Source organism: Treponema bryantii (assembly GCF_900113965.1).
In the GTDB taxonomy this organism is placed as follows: Bacteria; Spirochaetota; Spirochaetia; order Treponematales; family Treponemataceae; genus Treponema_D; species Treponema_D bryantii_A.
Genome location: NZ_FORI01000004.1, coordinates 107,784 through 128,722 on the forward strand (window position 1 = coordinate 107,784; position 20,939 = coordinate 128,722).

Below are 20,939 nucleotides of genomic sequence, written 5' to 3' on the forward strand. Positions count from 1 at the left end.
AATAAAAATATGAAAACATCTTTTAGTAAATTATTCTCGCTTATTTCAATCTTTTTTATCATGCTTACAACTCTTTATGCAGACATTACATACAAGGTTGAAAAGGGCGATACTCTATATTCAATCAGCCGTAAATATCAGATTACAGTAGCAGAACTTCGTACGGCTAATAACCTTTCTGAAAATGACGTTATCAAAGTTGGACAGAAGCTCATCATTCCAGATGCTGATATCGGAACAGCAGCGGCTCTTTCTTCAACTAAGAACTCAGCTTCTTCAGCACCTGCCGGAAAAACTGTTGAATATGTAGTTGCTAAAGGTGATACTCTTTACGGAATTGCACGTAAAAACGGAATGTCTGTGGCAGACCTTATGTCCTTGAATAATCTTGATTCTTCTGCAGTTATTAAGGTTGGACAGAAACTTAAAGTTACTGTTGGTACTCCTGCAAGTTCAGATAATACAAAGAAAACTGAACCTGCAAAGTCTGGTGAGACAGTAATTAAGGTTAATGAGCCTGCTCCGGATACACGCACTTATGGTACTACAGTAAATGCTGATGCCAATACAAAATGGCCTGTTGCTTCTCCAAAAATTACTCAGGTAAAGGGTAAGATTTCTGGTGTACAGCTTTCCGCAAAAACAAACGAGCCGGTTCTTTGTATTCATGAAGGAACTGTAATGTATGTTGGTGTTTACCGCGGATTTGGTCAGGTTGTTTTTGTACAATCTAAAACAGGTTTAATTTATGCTTATACAGGTCTTGGTTCTGTAAAAGTTCGTAAGGGTGAATATGCAATTTCAGGAAGCGAGCTTGGAACTGCCGGACTTGATTCATTAAGTCAGAAATATCAGATTACCTTTATGGTATTCCAGAACGGCCAGCCTATTGATCCTGCAAAGGCTCCTAGAAACTAGCGTTCCATACACTTCTTAAAAAGTTCCATACAGGTTACCGCATCGTCAAAGGCTCTGTGAGAAGAGCCTTTATCTATTCCAAAATAATCTGCAAGAAAATCTAATTTATGTGATTCAGTTTCGGGAAAAATAATTCTTGAAAGCTGAAGTGTATCTACTGCATGATTTTTTGTTACAGGCATGTGACAGAGTTCGCATTCTGCATTCAGAAAATTAAGATCAAATTGTGCGTTGTGGGCAACGAGAATTGTATCTTTAATAAAATCAATGAAAGAAGGAAGATGCATTGAAATAGGATCTTCTGCATCAACCATTTCCTGTGTTATATGAGTAAGTCCGATTATAAAAGGTGAGAGTATCTGATCCGGATCAAATAAATGAGTCCATTTAGAAAGAATGCCGTCCTTTGTAAAGCGGACGGCACCTATTTCCATTATCCTGCTGTTTGTCGGAGACACACCTGTTGTCTCCGTATCAAAGGCAGTGAAGACTGCGCCGTCTTCGTAAAGCTTGCGCAGTCTTCTTAAATCAGTAATTTTCTTATTTGGATGCTGCATCGATAATCTTCTGAATATCAGCAGTAATTCCGTCGCAGAGAGCTCCTGCCTTCTTCTTTGCATCAGCGAACCATGCATCAGAACCGTCTCCGGCTGGAACCATAGAGTTGATGTAGAACTTAATCTTAGGCTCTGTTCCAGATGGACGTGCACTTACGATTGTACCGCTTTCAAGATAGAACTGGAGAACGTTGCTCTTTGGAAGATCTGGATCGCACATAAGGTCGCGAACCTTAACTACCTTCTGTCCGCCGAGAGTTGCTGGTGGGGTGCTTCTCATGTTAGCCATCATAGCCTTCATTGTCTGGCCACCCTGTGCTCCTGGGAAGTTCTGTGAAATAGCGCGGTCTTCAAAGTAACCGTACTCTTTGTACATATCATCGAGGTGCTCGAGGAGGCTCTTTCCCTGGCTTCTCCAGTAAAGAATCATTTCTGCACACATAGCAGCAGCAGAAACACCGTCCTTATCCATTACTTCGCGTTCAATCTTGTAACCGTAGCTCTCTTCAAGACCGAATACATATTCGTGTGTTCCAGCCTTTTCGAACTCTGCTTCTTTAGCAGCAATCCACTTAAAGCCTGTAAGACAGTCGAACATTGTTACGCCGTATTTCTTACAGATGTAGTCACCAAATGGAGATGTTACGATTGAGCGTACACATCCAGGATTCTTTGGCATTTTTCCAAGTTCTGTGCGTGAGCGGAGAACATAGTCCATAAGGAGGGCACCCATCTGGTTTCCGCTGAGAAGAACGAAGTTTCCGTCCTTGTCTGGGAATGCTGTACCAAAGCGGTCTGCATCTGGGTCAGTTGCCATTACACCGTCTGCCTTTTCTTTCTTTGCAAGTTCAACTGCAAGAGTAAGAGCAGGCTTTTCTTCTGGGTTTGGCTTTTCAACAGTAGGGAAGTTTCCGTCCGGCTTTCTCTGTTCTGGAACAGTAATAATGTTCAAGCCGAGGTCACCGAGAACCTTTTCAACATGCATAGCACCAGTTCCGTGGAGTGGTGTGTATACAATGCGAACGTCCTTAGCCTTTTCCTTGATGAGGTCAGGGCGGAAGAGCTGTGCCTTACACATAGCCCAGAACTGTTCGTCGATTTCTTTATCAATCATTACAAGCTTACCAGATTTGATAGCCTCGTCCTTAGACATAGACTTTACTTCTGTAACCTTGTTTACTTCTTCAATAATTCCAACATCATGTGGCTCAATTACCTGCGCACCGTCGTCCCAGTATGCTTTGTAACCGTTATACATTCTTGGGTTGTGAGATGCTGTAACAACAACACCAGTCTGTGCACCAAGCTTGCGGATTGCAAATGAAAGTTCTGGAGTTGGGCGGAGACCACTGAAAAGGTATGCCTTAATTCCGTTAGCAGCAAAAATGAGGGCTGTAGCTTCAGCAAATACATCTGAGTTCAATCGGCTGTCGTAAGCAACAACTGCGCTCAATGTGCCGTCTTTTGCCTTTTCTGGGAATGCCTTAAGAACATAGTTAGCAAGTCCCTGTGTAGCCATGTTGATTTCGAGGGTGTTCATACGGTTTGTACCACCACCCATAATTCCGCGGAGTCCACCAGTACCAAACTCAAGTGTCTGATAGAAGCGGTCTTCAAGTTCCTTATAATCTTCTTTTGCGATAAGCTCTTCAACTTCCTTGCGGAATCTTTCATCTTTTTCAGCGGCGATATAATCTTTTGCACGCTTCAAGATTTCTTCTTTTTCCATATATTAAACTCCTGTATTAAAAGGTATTATATACTTTTATCTGTTTTTTGTCATTTATCAGACTTTTTAATCAAATCTGTTTCCCACTCAAGCAGTGCCTTTTCCATTTCAGCATTGTCGCCTTTTACATCACACATGATGCGGAAAACAGGTTCTGTACCGCTGCCTCTCATCCAGATAAAGGCAAGTGGCTTTTTATCTTTATCCTTAAAGATAACTTTAAGTCCGCCTTTTCCTGATTCTGAGAAATCCTTTACATCGCGGGTTTCTTTTGTACCCTTTGTGATTACTGCTTCCCAGCTTTCAATACCGTATTTCTTTTTAAGGTCAGAAGACTTTTTCTTCCAGTCTGCTTCAAAGGCTTTCTGGAAAGCGGCCTTAAGTTTTGTATGGTCGGTTGTCTTTACTTTAAGTACGGCACGTGGTTCTGAAACTCCGGTTGTAGTATAAACCGGCAGAGATGCAATAATATCTGTAAGAGTAAAATCTTCTTTATATTTATGACCAGATTTATTGCACCACATTTCATAAAGACCGCCTTCTCTCATCATAAGAAGCTTTAGAAGTGCAAAGATTGTATTAAGAGGATCGCGAACTGCAGCAGGGTAAGTAATTGTACCGCCGTTTGAACCTTCACCAAGAATACGAACTGTATAGCCTTCCTCGCGTTTTTCACGTGCAAGATTTACTACATTTGCTTCACCAACTTCTGCGCGGAAAACCTGTGCTCCGAGTGCCTGTGCAATTTCTTCAATACGCATTGAAGTAGGGCAGTTTACAGCAACTGCAGCCTTAAAGTCTTTTTCATCACTGTGCTGCCAGATTGAATAGGTAAGTTCAGCAAGAACAGAAAGACTGAAAACTTCCTGTGCCTTAAGAATTACTGCCTTACTGGCTTTTTCATCCCAGTAAACAATATTACCGCGATCGCCGTCGCAGTCCGGCATGTAGCCGAGAACAACTTCGTTGTAGCCTTCCTTATGGAGACGCTCCATTTCAGCTGCTACGTGTACAAGGTTCTCTGCTTCCGGAATGATTTCATGGGCAATTTCAAAATCATTTATAGAATAGAAATTGATATGGCGCTCTTTAAAATAATCACGGTCAATACTCTGATATCTTGAGCTGCCATTAAAGTCGCAGACAACTCCAAGAGGATGAGCAGTAATATAACTATCCAGCATTCCAAAGAAATCTGTCTGATATTCTTTGTTATCTGTACCAGTAATAGTCTCGTTGATAAAGTTTTTATATGCGGCAAGGGCATTGTGTTTTGAACTGTCCTTTACATCATATACAGACTTAAGTTCTGAAGTTGTACATGAGTAGGCTTTTTTTACAGCTTCTGCAACACCTGCATCATCAGAAAGTCGTTTCAGAAAATCTTCAACGAGTTTTGCATTTTCCTGAGCACAGAGAACTCCGCCGTCATTGGTACCGAATTTAATACCATTATGACCAACAGGATTATGACTTGCAGAAATGTAAATAAAGCCGTCAAGCTTCTTTGCATAAGCCATAATTTCTGGTGCTGAGGTAACTGCTGAATACTGGATTATTGCACCCTTTTTGATAAGGGCGTGAATCATTGCATCTGCAATTGCTGGACCTGTTGGACGTGCGTCAATTCCAAGGGCAATTACAGGACTCTCCTGACCGGCTTGTTTGCTGATATAATCAAAAAAAACATCTGCCGCAATTACGGCAATGCTTCTGTCAGTTTCTGTAATTTCAGGACTTTTATCCTGCTCGTCTCCGGATGCTGCAAATACCTTACGCCAGCCGGATGCTGACAAAATCATATTATGTTCCAAGTTTATACTCCCATTAAACTTTGATTTTATAATTTTAACACGGAATTCTGTATTTTACAAATTAAATATGGAGAACCAGAAAAATGCTTCTTTGCGGACTTACACTTTATTTAATTACAATGTTGTAATTAAGCTGCTTCACATTACCAAGAACATCTGAAATAGAGAGTCCAAGAGTTGCGCGGCCCGGAGTAAACATTACTTCTCCAAGCAGCTGAAGCTCGTCATTTGGATAAATATCTGCATCTGTGTATTTCTTTTTACCGATGATACAAAGCTTATTATTTTCCTGAATAATCATGTCATAAGAAAGCTGGTCTACAATTACACCGTTAATTGAAACTGAAGTTTTATAAGGTGCAGCAATAGGATTTCTTTTTGAATAAACTTTATACAAACCTGATGAATAAGTTTTGTAAACGTTAATATCATAATAATCATTATTTTTATTAACAATCATAATGCCTGAAAGAGAAAGTGGGATTTCTTCTTCTGCACGTGGCATAAGAACTGTAGGATTAATTGCAGATTTGTTTTTAGCATCAATGATTTTAAATTCAAGGTTACCGTTGTTTTCCTGATAGCCTGAGTTACCGCTGGAAGCGATAATGGCTCCTGCATCAATTGTATGTTCATTTTCATTTTTGATTGTAAGAGTGTCTGCATCAAGATTGCCATATACAGAAACCAAATCATCATTATGAGCAAGAATTACTGCTGTACCAAGAGTAGAAGGGAAGAAGGCAGAATCATCTGAGTTCTCTGTTAGAATGGCTGTAATAAAACCTTCATCTGCAGCTTTTACTTCTTCCGGCTCAGAAAAGATTACAGAAGTGCTTAATATACCACCTCTGTTCTGGCCAAAATAAGAATTAAAAGAATTCTTAGATATTTCTGTTTGAGGCCAGTCAAAAGCAAAGCCGCTAAAAACTGAAAAAATAACTGCTGTAGTTAAAATTGTTTTTTTCATATATTATTCCCTTGAGATTGAAAGCTTAGAAATTGAATTATCTTTTCCAAGATAAATATTGTTGTCTGCGGCATGTATAAATGCTGAATCAGCGGTGAAAGAGAAAGAACCTTCAAGTGTATCTGTATTATCAATTATTGAAACTGTATAAGTATTCTTTTCTTTCCCAATCAAAACTGTAAGATCGTCGGTTTCTTCAATATTTAAAAGCTTATCTTTTAAATCAAGTGTTTTTTCTTCTTTTGTATCAAGATTGTAGATTCCAAGGCCTTTATAGAAGTTATAGAAAACCCGTTTTCCATCTTTGCTGAAGTGAACAATTGTGCGGTATGGAGAATCATGCTCAAAGAATCTGTGGTAAATTATTTTCTGCTGATTTTCTTCGCGATGAGATAAAACAAAACGCTGCTGTTTATGTCCTGAAATAGAAGCAATGTACTGTCCATCTTCTGAAATATCAATTCCAAGAATTATAGGATAGTCACTTCCGCCAGGAGCAAAATCAATTTCTGTAGAACCATTTTCATTATTCAGCACTTTGATGCTTCCGTTTGAAAGTCCTACAGCAGTATATTTTTCTTTTGCAACAAATGCTGTAATAGGGAAAGTACCTTCAAAAGTCCACAAAACCTTACCTGTATCATCACACTTTGAGAATGAACAGCCGCCTGGTAAAAATACATACACTAAAGAATCGCAGAAATAAGGAAAACCATTTGCTTCAATTGTACCGGCTTTTGTACCATCTGCTTTAAAAAAATCTGTATTTTTTGCTTCAGAATTGTAAGTTGCAAAATAAGAATCTGAAATTGAAACTTTAGAAGGGAAGGTCTTATAAAGGGAGATGTTTCCATCTTCATCAAAATAACCGAGAGTCTGTCCAAGGTGGAAATAAGACTGTGCCTTAGAAGATTCTTTTATAACAGGATTTGCTGTACTGATTTTCCATACAGGAGTTAAACTATATTCTTTATTTAAGGGTTTTGCTGTCAAAAGTATATAAATGATTGAAATTAACAGAATTAAAAATAATGCAAGGCCAATGTGTTTTTTTGCTTTCATAATTAAATAATATAGTATAAACGTTATAATTTCAATTAATTGATAACCGCTAATCTTGACAAAATACCGTAAAGTATGCAAAATATTCTAAAGATTTCAAGGGAAATGATTAAAAAATAGTCAAGCGAGGTAAATCAAATGGAAGACGATATCCTTACAATTGAGGAAGTAGCAAAATATCTGCGTGTATCAGACAGAACTGTATATGATTGGGCTCAGAAAGGTGAGATTCCAGCTGGAAAAATTGGAACTGTATGGCGTTTTAAGAAATCAGAAGTAGAAAACTGGGTAAATGCACGCCTTTCTTCAGATTCTGCAAAGCAGGCTGAACAGACTGTTCAGGTTAGAAATATTCTTTCTCCAGATAGAATTGTCTTCATTAATCAAACTTCAAAACATGATTCTCTTGTAGAGCTTGCTGATGTTCTCGCTACTGCACCACAGGTAAAAGATGGTGCTGAGCTTACTCAGGAAATCCTTAAGCGTGAAGAACTTATGTCTACTGCTATTGGCCGTGGAATTGCTATTCCTCACGTACGACTTTCTTCTGTAACTGATCTTGTTATGGCAGTTGGTGTTTGCCGTAAGCCTATTGCAGATTTCCAGACTATTGATGATCAGCCTGTAAATCTTCTTTTTATGATTGCTGCAGCTTATAACCAGCACTCATATTACCTTAAGACTATTTCTCACTTCAGTGCTAAGTTCAAGGATAAGGATTTGCGTGATGCAATGCTTTCTTCTTTGAATGAAAAAGAAGTTTACGACCTTTTGATGAAGGCATAAACCGGCTTCTATTCATTAAAAGTCACCGGAATCCATTTTGTTCTGTCGGCGTGGTCTTGTGAGATCATGCCCCAGGTAACTTTGGCCGTGGTTTCACCAATCAGGTATTCACGGCCATTTTCCATTGTGTATGTCTGGCCTGGGGCAGGGATATCAGTTACAACCACGGCGTGAGAATATTCCTGGGAAATTAAAATCGCTGTATCTATTCCTGTATAATTTATTAGTGCACTTATCAGCATACTGCGGCTGTCACAATCATTTCCTTTTCCACAAAGTACACCAGGAAGGCTTGTAAAATCTGATTCATTTTTACTTTTAGCACGTTCATAACTAAAGGTCTGTACCCAGCTAAGAAGGGCTTGAGCATATTTTATATCTGCATCATGTGGATATGATTTTTTAAGTTCCGGGTAAAGTGCTTTGTAGATGTCTGCGGCAGACTGCTGAATTCTTCCGGCATTATCGCGGTAAATCATTCTATAATAACGCTGCCATGCTTCCTTCCAGAGTTTGTGTTTTCCGTATAAAGTCAAAACTGCATATTCAAGGTCTACAACAAATTTAGCTGCATCTTCATCACTTTTATCGACAGAAGTTTTAATCTGCTTTCCTCCAATGTTTAAGGAAATGGCTTTACGGCCTTCTGGAGGAAATGCATAACTTGTGATTATTCCCGGTGTGTTATAAAACTCATCATTTATACAAAGCGAGTTCACAGTAGATATAATAAACTGCTCGCAGGCTCTCTGCGCTTCTGGTGCATAACAGAGCAAAAGAACATAATAATTCTTTTCTCTTAATGGAGCGGTTACTGCCCAGCCAAAATAATTATCATCAAGAGTCATAGTAAAGGTGCTGATTCCGCATTCTGCTTTATTCCACAAAAATGAATCTGTATCACCTGTGGCACTAAGCTTTGTAAGATTTTTCTTGAGAACCTCTGCAGATGTTTTTGCATCCGGTTCTTCAGTTATTTTCATAACAAGGGTAACGGGGAGGTTAGGATGGGAAAAAACGTAAGACATTCCATCCTGTGTATAATCTGCAATTTCAAAGCCTTCCGGAATATCAAGTGAAAAGCCAAAATCCCTGTCTGTTATTTTTTCTGCAAAAGAAAAGCCTGAAAATAATACAAATGTGATTAAGAGAAAAAATATGCGGTGCAAGGTATTGTGAGTCATTTTATTGTAAAATCTTGTCATTTTGGAAAGCCTCCGTTATGATTATCGGATGAATATGATTCCTATTATATATGAGAATGACGAAATAATAATTATAAATAAACCGGCAGGGCTTGCTGTTCAAGGCGGGCAGGGGGTTGTTCACTCTGTAGACCGGGACTTTGCCGAGCAGGTTGGATATAAAATTTATCTTGTACATCGTCTTGATAAAGACACCGCAGGCCTTATGGTAGTTACAAAAAATCCTGTTGCTGCCGGAAAATGGACAAAACTTATCGGTTCAAAAATCGTAAAAAAAGAATATTTAGCTTTATGTGCCGGAAAAATGCCTGCAAATAAAGGTATAATTCATGAAGATATTGTGCAGCATGGAGATCAGAAGTCTGCTGTTACACATTATCAGGTAGAACAGGAAACTGATGTTGCCATTGATAATGAGGCTTCTGAAATAAAATCTGTTCATTTATCTTTAGTACGCCTGGTTCTCGAAACTGGTCGTATGCATCAGATTCGTATTCACCTTGCAAAAAACAACTGCCCGATTGCCGGAGATGACCAGCACGGAAACTTTAAGGTAAACAAGATCCTCAAAAAAGCCTGCGGTATAAAACGTCTTCAGCTTGCGGCCGTACGGCTTACTGTTCCACTTGATGGAAAAGAACGAATCTTCGAGATTCCAAATCCCTTGAATTTCTCTGCCTTCCAAAATTAATAAAATAATGCTATAATAGAAGATATGAGAAAACTTCAAAACATACTTATCACTGGTGGAGCCGGATTCATCGGTTCAAATTTCATTCATTATCTTTTTGGACAATCTTCCGCAGAAGGAAATCTTTTTAATGATGCTAATTTCACGGGTAAAATAGTAAACGTTGACTGCCTTACATATGCAGGTAACCTTGAAAGCCTTGCAGATATAGAAGCAAAGTTTGGAAGCGGAGTAGCAGAAGCAGACCGCCGATATTTCTTTGAAAAAGTTGATATCTGCGACCGCCCTCAGATTGAGCGTATTTTCAAGCAGTATGATATTGATACAGTAATTCACTTTGCTGCAGAAAGCCATGTAGACCGTTCTATTCTTGGTCCAGAAGCTTTTATGAAAACAAACGTAATGGGTACATTCACTCTGCTTGATGTTGCCCGCAATTACTGGAAGAAGGAAGACGGTAGCCTTCGTGACGATGTTCTTTTCCATCATATCTCAACTGATGAAGTTTATGGTTCTCTTGGAGAAACAGGATATTTCCGTGAGGATACACCTTATGATCCAAGAAGTCCTTATTCATCTTCAAAGGCTTCGTCTGACCACGTTGTAATGGCATATTTCCATACTTACGGTCTTCCAATCACACTTTCAAACTGTACAAATAACTATGGTCCATATCAGTTCCCGGAAAAACTTCTTCCTTTGATGATCAGCAATATCCGTGATGGAAAGAATCTTCCTGTTTACGGAAAAGGCGACAATATTCGCGACTGGATTTATGTAGAAGATCACAACCGCGCAGTATGGCTCATTGTAAACAAGGGCGTAACTGGTGAAAAATACAATATTGGCGGTGAAAATGAATGGCAGAACATCAAACTGCTTCATAAGGTAATTGAACTCACTGCAGCTCAGACTGGTAAAAAGGTTGAAGATGTTGAAAAGACAATTACTTACGTTAAAGACCGCCCTGGCCACGACAAGCGTTATGCAATTGACTGTACAAAAATTAAGACTCAGCTTGGCTGGGAAAGAAAGATGACTTTTGAAGAAGGTCTTTTGGAAACAGTTAAGTGGTATCTTAAGAACAGCGAATGGATTAATAATATCCTTAATGGTTCTTATAAACAGTGGGTTGAAAAGAACTACGCCAACCGCTAACACTGAAACTGCAGTTTTGGATTTATTGATAAAAACAAGGTAAAAAGGTAAACTAAGAATATGTTTGATGTAAAAGATACTGATTTTTTTGACATGGAAGATGAAGCTTTTGATACAATTGTAGAAAAAGACATTTCATTTACCGGTTCAATTAAAATGAAAAAAGCATTTATGATTCGTGGAAAAGTAAATGGTAAAATAGATTCAACAAGTGATCTTGTAATAGATTCTGATGCTGTTGTAAATGCTGATATTACAGCAGAACGTGTTCTTATTCGCGGTAAAGTAAAAGGAAATGTAATTGGTAATAAACTGATTTTCATTACTGCTTCAGGTGCACTTGATGGTGATATTACAACTGGTAAAGTTGTGCTCGAACCTGGCTGTATTTTTACTGGAAAATGTTCAATGGTGAGAAGCGAAAATGAAAAATAAAATAGTTTTTTGTGTTGTTTTTTTGATGTCTTTTACAGGCCTGTTTGCACAGACTACAGCTGCAAAACAGGATGCCCTTGTTTTATATCATAACGGAAAATATCGTGAAGCTGTTCAGGTTTGTGAAGAAGAGCTTGCTAATAATCCAAACCGTATTGAGTCATATGTTGTAATGTGCTGGGCTCTTGTAAAAAACAAGCAGTACGCAGAAGCAGAAGAGCGTGCATCAGAAGGTCTTGAAGTAAGTCCTTATGATTTACGACTTATTGAAGTTCTTGGTGAAGCAAAATATTATCTTGGTAAAAATACAGGTGCAATGGCACAGTTCCAGAAATATGTTGCCAGTGCTCCGGAAAGCGGTTCCAGAGTAGGTGTAGCCTATTATTACATGGGTGAAATTTTTATCCGTCAGGCACGTTATCAGCATGCAGATATTGCTCTTTCTTCTGCTGTAAAAAAAGAACCTCTTCTTGATACCTGGTGGGTAAGACTTGGTTATGCACGCGAAATGGCTGGAAATTATTACGAAGCTGTTGCTGCATATGATGAAGCATTAAGATTGAATTCTTCTTCTGTAGATGCGTCTCGCGGAAGAGAACGCGTAAACGCAAAATTACAATAGAATATCGTGAGTGAAATTCATATAGAAACACTGGGCTGCAGGCTGAATCAAATTGAAAGTGAAGCTACAGCCCGTTTTTTTACAGATGATGATTTTTCAGTAGGCATGGAAGGCCTAACTTCTTCTTCTGAAACAAATAATCAGATTCTGATTGGTATAATCAATACATGTACAGTTACTCAAAAAGCAGAGCAAAAGGCAAGACGCTTAATCCGCCTTATGCTCAAAAAATATCCACAGGCTTTAATAATTGTAACTGGCTGTTACGCTCAGATTTCTGCAAAGGAAATTGAAGCTATAGATCCAAGAATTTGTGCAATCGGCGGACAGATGAAAAGCAGACTTTCTGCAATTCCTTCATTACTTAATGATTTCAAAAACAAAAACAAATGGAATGCTGTTGATTTTGCAGAAGTTATTAAGAATAACGTTACTTCGCAGCCTCAGGTAAAACCAGGCTTCCCGGAAGATTCATTTAAATTATCTGCCTCTTCATTTCTTTCTCACAGCAGAGCAAGCCTTAAGATTCAGGACGGCTGTAATAATAACTGTGCTTTTTGTGCCATTCATATTGCACGAGGTCACAGCGTTTCTCTTGATGTACAGTCTGCTATTGATCGTGTTCGTGAGCTTGAAGAAAAAGGGCATGATGAAGTAGTTCTTACTTCGGTAAACATAGGACAATACAAAGCTCAGTACAAAGGTGAATATTACAACTTTACAGAGCTTCTGGCTTTGCTACTTGCGAATACCAAAAAGATACATTTTAGAATTTCAAGTTTGTATCCAGATGTTGTAGATGAAAAATTCTGCAGAGTAATTTCAGATGAAAGGGTACAGCCTCATTTTCATATTTCAGTTCAGAGCGGAAGTTCAAAAATTCTTGAAGCAATGAACCGACCATACAGTGCTAAGTCTGTATTGGATGCCTGCAACAGATTAAAGAAAGCAAAGAAAAATCCATTCCTTGCATGTGATATTATTACAGGTTTTCCAGGCGAAACAGACGAAGACTTTGAACAGACAATGAAGCTTTGTAATGAGTGTGATTTTGCCTGGGTACATGCTTTTCCATATTCAGAAAGACCTGGTACAGCCGCTGCAGTTATGAAAAATAAGGTTCCGCAGTCAGTTTCAGGAGAACGAGCAAAAAGAATTACTGAATGGGCTGTTGCACAGAAAATTAAATATGTAGAAAGCTTTATAGATACAGAACATGAAGCTGTTCTTGAAACTGTAAAAAGACCGTTAGCTCTTGCAGCCGGCGGAAAGTCTGGAAGAATAATCTATCACGCCGTAACAGATAATTTTATCCACTGCGAAATAATCTCAGAAAATCAGATGCCTGCAAATCAAATGGTAAAAATAAAAATCACAGGCGTCCTCTCCGAAAGAATCAAAAAAGGCGGTGACATAGAAGCCGCTGCAATGTTTATTTAATTCCAAAAAATTACAGAGCGAGGCGACAACCGAAGGAATTCGGTGATAAGAAATCTGTGGTTAAATAAAAAAGACTCTCGATATTGAGAGTCTTTTATCGGGCAAGAGGGATTTGAACCCCCGACATCCTGGTCCCAAACGGCATATATGTTCTATTTGTTATGTTTTGTCACTATTTACTGCCTAAAACATACCTTTTAAGGCTTTTTATGTCAATGTTTTGGTGGGGATTGTTGAAAACATTAACAATTTATTAACAATGATTTATTTCTTTTCATTCTGATTTATTTGTTCATTAAAATACAAAATTGCAATATGCTCTAAAATATCTTTTTTATCTTTTCCTAAACATGAGAATGTTCTATAGAAATTAGCATCTTCACTTTCTTTATTACCAAAATATTTTTCTGTATATTCTGCTTTTGAGATATGAGCCCCTGTAATTAAATATTGTACACTCTCTCCTAATCTATCTGCAATTTTTGTAATTTTTGTAATATCAATATTCTGGCGGTGATCTCTCCAGTCATTTAACTCATATGGTTTTACAATATCCTTAATACGTTCATAGAATCCAGGCATCCAAGATCCTTCCAGTTTTGGGTTATCTTTTTTTAATAAGGCTTCAATCCTATCAACTATACGATATGGTTCTGTTGGACTCAAAGTATCTTGTTCATTTATTCCCGTTAATAACCAATCTAATGAAACATTTAATTCTTCTTTTATCAAAAATAAAACATCAGCAGAAGGTAAACTACCAGCTTTCCATTTAGATAAGTTTTGTCTAGTTATGCCTATCTTATCGTAAAAATCATTGGTCTTTATTCCGTGAAGTTCTATCATTTGTATAATTCGTTTATAAATATCGGTTCCATTAATTTCCATACATTTAGTATACATCATATAACAAAAAATATTAACAAAAAAATAAGAAACTATTTTCTATTTTGTTGTAGAATTTTGTTGCTTTAAAACAATAATGACGTTATAGTATTAATAACAAAAGATATACAAGGTTATCGCCGGATGATAAGGGGCAGTCTCATTACCAGCTACGTCGACTGCAAGTCATCATATAAATTATTAAAGGAGGTCATCAATGAATGATGAACTAATTATTTCTCGAATTAACGAACTAGAGTCTCTCATTCTGAAATTAAGTCGAGATTTAAAAGAATCAACGCCCAAGAGCAACGATTCTTTATCTAAACAACGTTTCTTTAGTCTCAAAGAGGCGGTCGAGTTAAAGTATGGAAACTCGCAAAGTTATACGACGATTTCCACCAATTATGCACTTATTCCGTGTGGGAATACAAATTATGAAATTGTGGGTGGTGTCCGTAGATGGAAGTCTGAATTAATTCTGGAATGGCTTAATGTAACAGACAAAGATATTATTCCATATTTAGAAAAATATCATGTACCACTTACAGGTCGTATAGGTGAAAAATACTTAAAGAAATACGGAAAAAAGGAGGAATCTGTATGAGTAGAAACAAAAAAGTGCCTCTGAATTGTAGTTCAGAGGACACAAGCAAAATGTTTATGATTGCCGTCAAAAACATAAATGCAATTTCTTTATACACCAAAAATTGTCTTATTTCTAGTCATGGTCTAAAGCATTGCATTTCTAATCGAATAACAAGGAGTGCAGAATGGCTAGATGTAGAATGATTAATAAAGCACTTATAAGTAGGGATTGCTTTCTACAATTATCATGCGCTACTCAACTGCTTTATTTCCATTTGTGTCTTAATGCAGATGACGATGGTTTTGTAGATAATGTAATTACTCTTATCCGACAATTACCAGTTGGAAGTGAAGATCTTAAAACATTAATTGAGAAAGGTTATGTATTAATATTGGATGATTATCTATACGTAATTACTCATTGGCGTCAGCATAATAGAATCGATAAGAACCATTATGTTCCAACTACTTATATTGACTACCTGAAGAAAATTTTTATCGATGATACAAAGGCTTATACACTTAGTGGAAAAGGAATTAATCTTTTTGATTATCAGTTTAAGCGTGGTTTCATTGCTGGATTACCCTCTTCGGATATAACAACTATCGAAGATAATTTAAAAAAAAACTGAACTCGAATAGTATTCAAAATGAGCTCAAAATGAGTGCAAAATGTGCTCAAAATGAGCTCAAAATGAGTGCAAAATGCGCTCAAAATGAGCTCGAAATGAGTGCAAAATGTGCTCAAAATGAGCTCGAAATGAGTGCAAAATGTGCTCAAAATGAGCTCGAAATGAGTGCAAAATGCGCTCAAAATGCGCCACAGAATAGTATAGATAAGGATAGTATAGATAAGGAAAGTAAAGGTAAGTTAAGTCAAGCGAAAATGACATTACGTTACTTCTTAGATACTCATAATTTAAGTTCTATAGATGATCGTTTTGAACGGAAATTGACACACTTCTTTTATGAAAAAAACAAAGATATATCGGACCAACTAAATTATTGTGAATATGTCTATAAATATATAAACATAACCCACAGTATTGTAGATGCAAAACTTTTCTTTTACTTATGTTTTCGACCAGATGTTTTACTTCGATTTTTTAACAGTCGGAATAATACAAAAAGTACAGAAGAAAACTCCTTATCACATTGGCCGAAACGTTGTCCAATATGTAATGAATATCATGATCTTACAGGTTGTGATGATGTCTGTCCTCTAGATATGTCAAAAGGAGATTTTTCTGAGATTGAATTAGAAAATGCACAGAAAACAATTGATAAACATTGGGAATTTGTAGGATTAAACTTTTCTCAATTTTTACAAAAATCAAAAACACAAGGAGCAAATCTATGAAACATGTAATATTTTTAAGTCTTTTCAAAAAATATAAAGAAGGAGACATAATCAAAATCAATCCGGCTGAAATCAAGAAGATTCCAGAATTACAAAATGTATTTAGAATTGATATGGATGTTAAAAATCGAATAAAAGATGACATGCGTATCAATGGATTTTCCAAAGCCCACCCTGTCCATATATTTAAATGGATCATTGATGAAAAAGAAGTTTTTGTGCTTTGCGACGGATACACTCGTTTCACAGCCGCCAAGGAATTGGAGCTGGATTTTATATATGCGCAGATACATAACTTCAAGAGTATAGACGAAGCTGTACTCTACTCCATGAAGGAACAATTTAATAGGAGGAACTGTGTGGACTCTCAACTTTTAAAAACCTATGAACTTCTTCGACAACAAGAAATTGATGGGCATAAGCTAACTGCTGCAGAAATGAGCGAAAGACTTCAAAAGTCAAAACGCCATATCTTCAAACTTCAAGAAGTTTTTTCTAAGTCTACTAAAGAACAACTCAATAAAATTCGCAATGGAGAAGCTTCGATAAACCAAGTCTACAACGAAATAAAAAAACAAGAAATTAAAGAAACAGAAAAACATGATGAAGAACTTTTGAAAGCTGAAAAAAAACAAACTGAAATTGGTGCCGCAAACCTTATTGAGGATCCTACAGAAACAGAGTTAGAACAAACTGTTCAGCCCGAAACAAATGAAGTAAATCTTCCCGAATGTCAATCTGAAATAACAAATCAAATTACAATAAAAGAAGATATTCAAACTAATCAACAGAAATTGCCTGCAAATGCAGATGTGGCTAAGCGAAAAGATACAAGTTTTTCTAAACATCTTTCCGATAAACAGATTCTACTCATTGGTGCAAAGTATGCTCTTATAGAAAAAGCAAAAGGAAAATCAGTTGCAGAGATTCTTGATACTAATGCTTTTCCAGATTCAGTAAAAGCAACTGATATTACTTTCGACGACACAGTAATTGATATATTAGAAGCTATGTAATTCATTAACATATAAACGGTGAAATATTACTTCGCCGTTTATATGTTGAATTGAAAAACTTGTAATCAGCTTCCAAACTCTCTCCGTATAGTTTCAGAATATATCAAGTTTATAGGAGTTCAGGTTAGTAAAAAAGTACGAATCTGATAAAAGTGCAACCTTGCACTATGAGAAAAATCAATAAATTTAGGAACTTGGCAAGTTTATATCTAAAAGTATATGAAAATTGAGTTTTTATGTACTAACAGCAAGATAAAGGTCGTATACATAGACTTTATAAGTCTAGCGTATATGCGAGACTTATGCCGTAGACAAACGGAGGGTATGTTTACAGTACAGGTCATAAGTTCAGCATTTATCCAATACTTATGGCGTATACAGATTTTATAACTAATAGAGGTGTTTATTATGATCATGACTAAAAAGAAAAAAATAATAAAAAAGAATTTAATTTCCTTTATGGATTATTACTTAAAAAAAAATAATGTCAAATTGAGTAAAAATGAAATTTTAATTCCAGTTGTTAATGCTTTTATTTATAGCATTAATTATTGTCTTGAGAGAGGTATTGAAATTGAAATACGTGGGTTTGGAAAATTCATCATTAAAGATATAAAAAAAGATAAATGTATTATAGGCGGTAAAGAATATCAAATTAAGAATAAGAAGAAAGTTATTTTTAATTGGAGCAAAAAAACCGGAATAATTAGCAAAAGACAACCAAACTCAACAGATAATTCAAATCCTAACACAAAATAAAAAGTGCAAGGTTGCACAAAATATTTCAAGAAGTTTTTTCTTTTATTTTTCTTGTGCAACCTTGCATCTTAAAACATTGACAATGTATTTTTCACAGTCTACTATTGTAGATAGAAAAAGATTCTTTATAGGAGCTATAAAATGACAAATGAAAATCCTTTGAAAAAAGTTTTACAAACAAGAGAAGATGTAAAATACTGTGTAAAGCATAAGGATGAATACTTAAATGAACCTGCTCTTCAGGATTTAGTTTTTGTAAAGATTCTTCAAATTGCAGCTAAGTATAATTTAAGTGATGAAGATACTGAAGCAATTATATTAAATGCATTATTTATGGCAAATAATATGAGCTTACAAAATGAGTTAAACAAATAAAATGTTTGTTCGACAAACATTTCTTGCAAATATGCTTGGTTATTTATATGAGTGCAACCTTGCACTTTTGGCTATAACACTCTTTTCTGTTTCTTATGCCAATGGTGCTTGGCAGAACGTAGCCTTTTGACGTTTGTCTTACAGTTTCCTCGCTGTATGTTAATTTACAATAAATCATCCAAAAAAACTATTGCAAAAAAACAGCTGTATGGTATTGGAATAAATTCACCGTCTCTTGCCACAGTCAGGGTGCAGTCTTTACCCTGTAATCTCATGCTTACAGTGTAAGACTGAACACTATTAACCATGTGTTTGAATGTGTGAAGATATGATTAATAACCGATAGGATTTTTTCTAACTTTATGATACATTATAAAAATCTTAGGGGCTGTAGCTCACCTGGTAGAGCGCTACAATGGCATTGTATAGGTAGTCGTTTCAAGTCCGATCAGCTCCACTTTTTATTTTTTTTGTATAATATGTAATTCTTTTTAAATTTGTAATTTTTACATATTGTTGTAATGTTAGTTTTAATGAATCTCCAAAAAGAGATTCCAAATTATTGTATTTTTCATATTTCAGAAATGAAAGTACAGTTTTATCATAATATTTCATAAACAGTAAGTTTCCGTTACAAATTCTCTTCCAAAAATCTTCTGATTTTAAAATTGGTATATTATTTAAATTAATTTGTATATTTGTGTCATATTTTTGGAAAATTTCAAAAATTAGAAAAACACAATGATCTTTATAAACATTTAAATATTGTTCTAATTCTTTATATAAATTATGTTTTAATAGTAAAGCAACAAAAACATTTGCAGAAGAATATGATAAGCTTTTTTTACTTTCAATAATATTTGAAATAAATAATTGTGACATTTGAATACACATATTATCAGATATACATTTTTTTATAATTTCATTATTACCTGTTGTAAGCAAATATATAAAAGTTTCATGAATTTTTACAATATTTGATCCAATTAATATATGTAGTATTAGTGTTTCAAAGGTTTCTCTATCTAAACTATCTAGAATTGGTTTTATAAGAAATTTATACCAATCTTTGTATTCTGGTTTATCATTAAAAAATATTAAAATTCCAAGCAAAATATTTTTCAATGGGTCTAAGTTATAATCTAAATATTTCCAACAGAATAATAAGTATTCAATTTTTCTAGATATTATATTATTGTCTTTTTTATAATATTTATTTAAGTAATTTAATATTTTATTTTCATTGTCAGCTGTAACAAATTCTATTATTTTTTGTGTATTTTCCAGCTGATAATCTATTTTTCCAAAGTAAAAATCAAACCAATCTTCAGTCCTTATTAAATTTCTCATAAAGGCATCTAAATCAACATAAGTGTTATCAACACCACAATTTAAATCAAAATCCGGGAATAAACAGCTTAATACATCTTTTGCATAATTAGTTCCACAAGTGATATTTTTTAATTTACTATCAAAATATTCTTTATTTTTCTGCTTATTATCATCTGATATTCCAGAATCAAAGCTAGTTAATATTTTTTTGTTTTCTTTTATAAAAATATAAAAATCAGGATAAAATAATTGAAAAAAAAGAATAACTAAGTAGTCAACAAAATTTACATAATACTCATTTCGTTTATAACTTGTTTTATATTGATTAATTAATAAAATAAGTTTTCTTGGTGTATTAATTTTATTCCTAAAACATTTTTTGTATACTAAATCAAAATAGTATTTTTCATATTCAAATTTTTCATTTCCAATGAAATCTCTAATTTCATTATAAATTATTTTTTCAAAATCATAATTATTTATTATTGGAATAGGTCGTTCCAGTTGAATAAATTTTTCTAAATAATTATAAGCTTTATTTGTGTCTTGATATTTATAGTGAGAATTTATTGCACTTATAACGTGATTTTTATCCATTGAGATTAAATAGATTATTTTTGGAAAATCTGCTATTTCTTTAATTAATTTTAATACTATACATATTTCTTCGTCTGTTAATCTATCTAAATCATCAATACAGATTACAATTTTTTTACCTTTATAATTATTTTCTAAATAATTAATTATTTCATTTTTTATATCAAAAATTGATTTTTTATTAAAAAAATTTGAACATAGTTTTTGAAAAAAATCAATTATAAAATTTTTTTTTGAAATATATTTTATACCTTCTATTATTAAAGAATAATATTCTTCTATCATTCTTCTTATCTTAAGATTTTTATCTTCTTTGTATAAACAATTTTGTAAAGTTATAAAATATGATTTTAGTAAAGTCTGTTTATCAATAATATTCCAAGGGGAAAAATCTATTATAGAAAAATCTGATTCATTACCCTTTTTTACACATTTTTCTTTTAGAAAATTTATTATTGTAGACTTTCCAGATCCCCAGTCTCCGTTTAAAGAAACTACAAAACCTCTGTCTGGATGAATATTATTTAATAAATCATAAAGGGATTCTACAAAATTTGAAAAATTAAATAGATCATCTTCGATATAGTTTCTTGGTGTATTTTGAATTAATTGTTCTGCCATTTTTTACTTTCCATATTAT

The 20,939-nt window shown here is 34.9% G+C and carries 21 protein-coding genes and 1 tRNA gene; 14 read left to right on the forward strand and 8 right to left on the reverse strand.

Annotated features, from left to right (window positions below):
• Positions 1-9 precede the first annotated feature (9 nt).
• Positions 10-918: a LysM peptidoglycan-binding domain-containing protein gene (locus BM161_RS06495; RefSeq protein ID WP_074931329.1), complete on the forward strand. Its 909-nt coding sequence runs from the start codon at positions 10-12 to the stop codon at positions 916-918.
• Here the strand turns inward: BM161_RS06495 and BM161_RS06500 are convergent.
• From BM161_RS06500 to BM161_RS06520, 5 genes are all read right to left on the reverse strand, one after another.
• On the reverse strand, positions 915-1,475 hold the full coding sequence (locus BM161_RS06500; RefSeq protein ID WP_074931202.1) for a 3'-5' exonuclease: 561 nt from the start codon (positions 1,473-1,475) through the stop codon (positions 915-917). The two genes, BM161_RS06495 and BM161_RS06500, sit on opposite strands and share 4 nt — an antisense overlap.
• Complete coding sequence (locus tag BM161_RS06505) at positions 1,459-3,204, reverse strand: phospho-sugar mutase (protein WP_074931203.1); 1,746 nt, start codon at positions 3,202-3,204, stop codon at positions 1,459-1,461. The genes BM161_RS06500 and BM161_RS06505 overlap by 17 nt, the downstream gene beginning before the upstream one ends.
• 50 nt (positions 3,205-3,254) lie before the next feature.
• Positions 3,255-5,006, reverse strand: a complete 1,752-nt coding sequence (locus BM161_RS06510) for a phosphoglucomutase (protein ID WP_074931204.1) — start codon at positions 5,004-5,006, stop codon at positions 3,255-3,257.
• A gap of 118 nt (positions 5,007-5,124) precedes the next feature.
• The gene (locus BM161_RS06515) at positions 5,125-5,988 is read right to left on the reverse strand and encodes a peptidoglycan DD-metalloendopeptidase family protein (RefSeq protein WP_074931205.1); all 864 of its coding nucleotides are present in this window, start codon (positions 5,986-5,988) and stop codon (positions 5,125-5,127) included.
• A 3-nt stretch (positions 5,989-5,991) separates the two neighbouring features.
• On the reverse strand, positions 5,992-7,050 hold the full coding sequence (locus tag BM161_RS06520) for a WD40 repeat domain-containing protein (RefSeq protein WP_074931206.1): 1,059 nt from the start codon (positions 7,048-7,050) through the stop codon (positions 5,992-5,994).
• 138 nt (positions 7,051-7,188) lie between these two features.
• Between BM161_RS06520 and BM161_RS06525 the strand changes: the two genes are divergently transcribed.
• On the forward strand, positions 7,189-7,836 hold the full coding sequence (locus BM161_RS06525) for a PTS sugar transporter subunit IIA (protein ID WP_074931207.1): 648 nt from the start codon (positions 7,189-7,191) through the stop codon (positions 7,834-7,836).
• 8 nt (positions 7,837-7,844) lie between these two features.
• On the opposite strand, the gene BM161_RS06530 is transcribed toward BM161_RS06525, so the two are convergent.
• A complete protein-coding gene (locus BM161_RS06530) occupies positions 7,845-9,041 on the reverse strand; it encodes a hypothetical protein (RefSeq protein WP_074931208.1) in 1,197 nt (398 codons plus the stop codon).
• Between the two features lie 34 nt (positions 9,042-9,075).
• On the opposite strand from BM161_RS06530, the gene BM161_RS06535 reads away from it, so the two are divergent.
• The 5 genes from BM161_RS06535 to mtaB are packed head-to-tail and all read left to right on the forward strand — an operon-like array spanning position 9,076 to position 13,387.
• Positions 9,076-9,732: an RluA family pseudouridine synthase gene (locus BM161_RS06535; protein WP_244882720.1), complete on the forward strand. Its 657-nt coding sequence runs from the start codon at positions 9,076-9,078 to the stop codon at positions 9,730-9,732.
• Between the two features lie 24 nt (positions 9,733-9,756).
• A complete protein-coding gene (gene rfbB / locus BM161_RS06540) occupies positions 9,757-10,890 on the forward strand; it encodes a dTDP-glucose 4,6-dehydratase (protein ID WP_074931210.1) in 1,134 nt (377 codons plus the stop codon).
• Positions 10,891-10,950: 60 nt separating this feature from the next.
• Positions 10,951-11,325 carry a bactofilin family protein gene (locus BM161_RS06545; protein ID WP_074931211.1) on the forward strand — a complete coding sequence of 125 codons (375 nt, stop codon included), beginning with the start codon at positions 10,951-10,953 and terminating at the stop codon, positions 11,323-11,325.
• Positions 11,315-11,947 carry a tetratricopeptide repeat protein gene (locus tag BM161_RS06550; RefSeq protein ID WP_074931212.1) on the forward strand — a complete coding sequence of 211 codons (633 nt, stop codon included), beginning with the start codon at positions 11,315-11,317 and terminating at the stop codon, positions 11,945-11,947. Before BM161_RS06545 ends, BM161_RS06550 begins: the two co-directional genes overlap by 11 nt.
• Positions 11,948-11,953: 6 nt before the next feature.
• A complete protein-coding gene (gene mtaB / locus BM161_RS06555) occupies positions 11,954-13,387 on the forward strand; it encodes a tRNA (N(6)-L-threonylcarbamoyladenosine(37)-C(2))-methylthiotransferase MtaB (protein WP_074931213.1) in 1,434 nt (477 codons plus the stop codon).
• A 264-nt stretch (positions 13,388-13,651) separates the two neighbouring features.
• Here the strand turns inward: mtaB and BM161_RS06560 are convergent, their stop codons facing one another.
• A complete protein-coding gene (locus tag BM161_RS06560) occupies positions 13,652-14,275 on the reverse strand; it encodes a helix-turn-helix domain-containing protein (RefSeq protein ID WP_074931214.1) in 624 nt (207 codons plus the stop codon).
• A gap of 214 nt (positions 14,276-14,489) precedes the next feature.
• Between BM161_RS06560 and BM161_RS06565 the strand changes: the two genes are divergently transcribed.
• The 7 genes from BM161_RS06565 (at position 14,490) to BM161_RS06600 (ending at position 18,827) form a co-directional block, all read left to right on the forward strand.
• The gene (locus tag BM161_RS06565) at positions 14,490-14,879 is read left to right on the forward strand and encodes a hypothetical protein (protein ID WP_074931215.1); all 390 of its coding nucleotides are present in this window, start codon (positions 14,490-14,492) and stop codon (positions 14,877-14,879) included.
• 166 nt (positions 14,880-15,045) lie between these two features.
• A complete protein-coding gene (locus BM161_RS06575) occupies positions 15,046-15,492 on the forward strand; it encodes a DNA replication protein (protein ID WP_143090507.1) in 447 nt (148 codons plus the stop codon).
• A gap of 29 nt (positions 15,493-15,521) precedes the next feature.
• Positions 15,522-16,220 (forward strand): hypothetical protein, encoded by a 699-nt coding sequence (locus tag BM161_RS06580; RefSeq protein WP_074931218.1) that lies wholly within the window; start codon positions 15,522-15,524, stop codon positions 16,218-16,220.
• Positions 16,217-17,236, forward strand: coding sequence for a hypothetical protein (locus tag BM161_RS14355; protein WP_074931219.1), 1,020 nt, complete (start codon positions 16,217-16,219; stop codon positions 17,234-17,236). The genes BM161_RS06580 and BM161_RS14355 overlap by 4 nt, the downstream gene beginning before the upstream one ends.
• 414 nt (positions 17,237-17,650) lie before the next feature.
• The gene (locus BM161_RS06590; RefSeq protein ID WP_177206214.1) at positions 17,651-17,995 is read left to right on the forward strand and encodes an HU family DNA-binding protein; all 345 of its coding nucleotides are present in this window, start codon (positions 17,651-17,653) and stop codon (positions 17,993-17,995) included.
• Positions 17,996-18,136: 141 nt separating this feature from the next.
• The gene (locus tag BM161_RS06595) at positions 18,137-18,370 is read left to right on the forward strand and encodes a hypothetical protein (protein ID WP_074931221.1); all 234 of its coding nucleotides are present in this window, start codon (positions 18,137-18,139) and stop codon (positions 18,368-18,370) included.
• 384 nt (positions 18,371-18,754) lie between these two features.
• Positions 18,755-18,827 (forward strand) — tRNA-Ala (locus BM161_RS06600).
• Here BM161_RS06600 and BM161_RS06605 read toward each other — a convergent pair.
• Positions 18,809-20,920, reverse strand: coding sequence for a KAP family P-loop NTPase fold protein (locus tag BM161_RS06605; protein ID WP_074931222.1), 2,112 nt, complete (start codon positions 20,918-20,920; stop codon positions 18,809-18,811). The genes BM161_RS06600 and BM161_RS06605 overlap by 19 nt on opposite strands.
• Positions 20,921-20,939 lie beyond the last annotated feature (19 nt).